Origin of the sequence: Nostoc sp. CMAA1605, assembly GCF_021596505.1 — a bacterium.
Taxonomy (GTDB): domain Bacteria; phylum Cyanobacteriota; class Cyanobacteriia; order Cyanobacteriales; family Nostocaceae; genus Trichormus.
Window position 1 is genome coordinate 1 of record NZ_PJIZ01000181.1, and the last position, 3189, is coordinate 3189.

Below are 3189 nucleotides of genomic sequence, written 5' to 3' on the forward strand. Positions count from 1 at the left end.
GGTTTTCTAGCACCCTGGCTGCCACACCTTCCCCTTCCCGGATCAGGCCCAACAGCAGATGCTCGGTGCCAATGTAGTTATGCCCTAATTGGCGCGCTTCTTCTAGGGATAGTTCCAGAACCCGCTTTGCCCGTGGCGTAAACGGAATTTCCACGGCCACAAAGCCCGAACCCCGGCCTATGATTTTTTCTACTTCAATGCGGGCATCTTTGAGATTGACACCCATCGATTTCAGCACCTTGGCCGCAACTCCCGTACCTTCCCCAATCAGACCCAGGAGGATCTGCTCGGTTCCAACGAAGTTGTGACCTAAACGGCGGGCCTCTTCTTGGGCCAGCATGATTACCTTAATGGCTTTTTCTGTGAAGCGTTCAAACATGGCATTTTTCCCATCACCTGCGTCGTGCCGGTACGCTGATTTTAGCACAGGCTAATCGGCTGGATGCCTGTATAAAGATATTAAACATCCAGGAATTATCACCCAAGCTGATGGGTTAACTATTATTTAGTTATTGCTTCTTATATGGCTGCTGTACTGAGGAGTTTGAATTTATCAGCATTTTCAGGCTTGACTTACATACAGCAGGCTACCAAGTTGAAAATCTAATTAGACAGTCACAAATATTTATTGTTAACACAAGTTGCTACCCACAGTCAAACTTTTTGAGAAAAATATATATTATTTAAAATAATTTAACTAATACGATTAAATATTTTAATCATTAAAATCGGACAAAATTCAAATTTTTCTCATTAACCCAGAGATGGGATCAACAACAGCATCATCAGTTAATTAGTAGCTACTTCCCATCAAAGAATAACAATCATTGTTAATTGTCGAGGCGATTAGTTGGAATTAATCAACAAAACAAAGTACGGATGTTTGTCTTGTCATAATTATCGTGATTTAAAACTTAAAATACTGAAAACAGAATAATTACAGAATAACAGATAACTTTGATACAAAATTATCAAAATCGCCATCACATTTCATAAATTTTTCTCATAGTGATTTACACTCACCTGAGAGTTGAAATTAACGGATAAATAATAAAGAGGCGATAAATCACCTCTCTATCAAGTAAATATTCCTAACGTGGATTATTTGATATTTTGATACTCAGAAATTCAAGTTTGAGAAACGTCAATAGTCCGGCTATTACAACGGTTCATCGCTTTTTCTACACCTTGTTTGAGGCTTAATTCTACACACTCAACTACAAACTGGAGTACGAGAGACATTTGTTGAGATTCAGCGGCGGTAAATTTTCCTAAAACATAGGAAACAGTCTCTGAGTTATCGTTACTAGCAGCATTTTTGGGTTTACCGATACCAATGCGTAACCGGGGGAAATTTTGGGTATTGAGATGAGCGATCGCACTCTTCATCCCATTATGTCCCCCAGCCGAACCAGATAAACGCAAACGCGTCTTTCCCAAAGGCAAATCCATATCATCATAGATTACTAACACCGACTCAGGCGGCAACTTGTACCAACTTGTCACGGCTTGTATAGACTGTCCTGAGCGATTCATATAAGTTAAAGGCTTAAGCAGACGGATTTTGTAGCCTCCTGGTGCAGTACCTTCGCCAAATTCCCCTTGAAATTTGCGATTTTCTGCCAAGGAAATGTGCCAAGCACGAGCTAGCGCATCCACAGCCCCAAAGCCGATATTATGGCGAGTTTGGTCATATTTAGGCTCTGGATTCCCCAACCCGACAATGAGTTGAGGAATCACCAAAGCCTGTGGCGTAACAACTTCTGTCATGTTCTTTGTCAATCAATTCGCAGCAGTTATTTAAGCGGCTGGAGAAGAACCAGCACTATCTTGCTCCGATTTAACTCCCTCAATTTGCTTAGGTTCAATTTCCGCAGTTGTTTTTACAGCCTGTTCCAACTGTTCAGCTTCTCGCTTAAATTCACTTTGAAACTCATTAGAAGCTTCTTGAAAACCGCGAATTGCTTTCCCCAAACTCCGGCCGATCTCTGTAACTTCTTAGGGCCAAAGACTAACAAAGCCACAACCATAATCAAAGCCATTTCCGGTAAACCAATACCAAAAATATTCACGCGGTTTCTCCTCTCTAATTTAATGATGTGTATCTATTTTGGGAATGGGGCATAGGGCATGGGGCATAGGGCATGGGGTAAAAAATTCTACCTTGTCCACGTTGTCCACCTTGTCCACCTTGTCCCAATTCCCAATTCCCAATTTCCAATTCCCAATCCCCCACTTATTAAGACTAACTTTTTCAGGAGCAAAGGCACAAAAAAACCCGGATAAACCGGGTGCGTGTTTTTTGGTATGACAGCTTAGTTGCTGTATGTGCGATTAGCCACCTAAGCTACGCCAGTCAACCAAGACATCTTGAATGATGATTGACTTGTTGTAAAGTTGCAGAATAATCAGCAAAAACACGAAGAATAGCCCCATAAAAATAGCCATTACAGGAGTTGTTCCCCAGCCAGGAGCTACTTTACCATACTCAGAATTTAAAGGTCGCAGGATATCTCCCAACCTAGTCCGTTGTGCCATAGTTCACCTAAGATTAGTTGCCAAAGCTTTTTTTAATCTTCTGTAATATTCTATAAGAATACCACTCATCATCTATAAAACACTTATGGAACCCGCAATAGTTCTTATCATTTCTGTAGCCGCCGCCGTTATAGGCATTACAGGGTTTGGAATTTATACCGCTTTTGGCCCACCAAGCAAGGAGTTGTCAGATCCTTTCGAGGATCATGAGGATTAGGGATTGGGGACTGGGGACTGGGGACTGGGATTGGGGAAAAGGTAGACAAGGTAGACAAGGTAGAATTTATTTCTCAACTCAGTATCGTCTAAACGCCGTGCCACGGCTAACAGCACTCATTACTCAGCACTCATTACTCAGCACTCAGCACTCATTACTCATCACTCATTACTCAGCAGATGAAAACTGACGATTTTCCCTGGTGGGATTGTGGATTTTTGTTGCTGAGATGAGAATTCTGTGGTGAGACGTTCTAATAGGTCTACTGGTTTACCTAGTTTGAGACCTAAATCACTGTGTAAATATAACTCGGCTGTTGTTCCTTGAGACTCATAACACCTAAGAATTAATTTCTCTGGTTCATCTTCAGATGGTTTTACAGCCATTAAAATTAGATTTTCGGCTGATAAGTCTAAGAAACTTACTCTATCTTG

Annotated in this window: 8 protein-coding genes and 1 pseudogene; 2 read left to right on the plus strand and 7 right to left on the minus strand. The window is 41.4% G+C overall.

Annotation, left to right across the window (positions count from 1 at the left end; translation table 11 throughout):
* From CV014_RS29595 to psbH, 6 genes and pseudogenes are all read right to left on the minus strand, one after another.
* Nucleotides 1-379: Clp protease N-terminal domain-containing protein (locus tag CV014_RS29595; protein WP_329608468.1), on the minus strand; the 379-nt coding region annotated here is incomplete at its 3' end.
* Nucleotides 380-1128: 749 nt separating this feature from the next.
* Nucleotides 1129-1770 carry an aminoacyl-tRNA hydrolase gene (gene pth / locus CV014_RS29600; RefSeq protein ID WP_236145272.1) on the minus strand — a complete coding sequence of 214 codons (642 nt, stop codon included), beginning with the start codon at nucleotides 1768-1770 and terminating at the stop codon, nucleotides 1129-1131.
* A 30-nt stretch (nucleotides 1771-1800) separates the two neighbouring features.
* Entirely contained in the window at nucleotides 1801-1974 is a 174-nt protein-coding gene (locus CV014_RS30840; RefSeq protein ID WP_442946957.1) for a hypothetical protein, read from the minus strand.
* 11 nt (nucleotides 1975-1985) lie between these two features.
* Nucleotides 1986-2042, minus strand: a pseudogene (locus tag CV014_RS30845) (twin-arginine translocase TatA/TatE family subunit); the annotation flags it as partial.
* A gap of 44 nt (nucleotides 2043-2086) precedes the next feature.
* Nucleotides 2087-2221 carry a hypothetical protein gene (locus CV014_RS30310; RefSeq protein WP_268964975.1) on the minus strand — a complete coding sequence of 45 codons (135 nt, stop codon included), beginning with the start codon at nucleotides 2219-2221 and terminating at the stop codon, nucleotides 2087-2089.
* A 113-nt stretch (nucleotides 2222-2334) separates the two neighbouring features.
* Nucleotides 2335-2538, minus strand: coding sequence for a photosystem II reaction center phosphoprotein PsbH (psbH, locus tag CV014_RS29610; protein ID WP_236145273.1), 204 nt, complete (start codon nucleotides 2536-2538; stop codon nucleotides 2335-2337).
* Between the two features lie 85 nt (nucleotides 2539-2623).
* Between psbH and psbN the strand changes: the two genes are divergently transcribed.
* Entirely contained in the window at nucleotides 2624-2755 is a 132-nt protein-coding gene (gene psbN / locus CV014_RS29615; RefSeq protein ID WP_236145274.1) for a photosystem II reaction center protein PsbN, read from the plus strand.
* On the plus strand, nucleotides 2745-2945 hold the full coding sequence (locus CV014_RS29620; RefSeq protein WP_236145275.1) for a hypothetical protein: 201 nt from the start codon (nucleotides 2745-2747) through the stop codon (nucleotides 2943-2945). The genes psbN and CV014_RS29620 overlap by 11 nt, the downstream gene beginning before the upstream one ends.
* On the opposite strand, the gene CV014_RS29625 is transcribed toward CV014_RS29620, so the two are convergent.
* Nucleotides 2917-3189, minus strand: a 273-nt coding sequence (locus CV014_RS29625) for a glycosyl hydrolase-related protein (RefSeq protein ID WP_236145276.1), incomplete at its 5' end; no start/stop codon positions are given. The genes CV014_RS29620 and CV014_RS29625 overlap by 29 nt on opposite strands.

Coding starts and splice junctions, on each gene's coding strand:
- CV014_RS29620 (WP_236145275.1), top strand. CDS start 2,745: ATGAGGATTAGGGATTGGGGACTGGGGACTGGGGACTGGGATTGGGGA.
- psbH (WP_236145273.1), bottom strand. CDS start 2,538: ATGGCACAACGGACTAGGTTGGGAGATATCCTGCGACCTTTAAATTCT.
- pth (WP_236145272.1), bottom strand. CDS start 1,770: ATGACAGAAGTTGTTACGCCACAGGCTTTGGTGATTCCTCAACTCATT.
- psbN (WP_236145274.1), top strand. CDS start 2,624: ATGGAACCCGCAATAGTTCTTATCATTTCTGTAGCCGCCGCCGTTATA.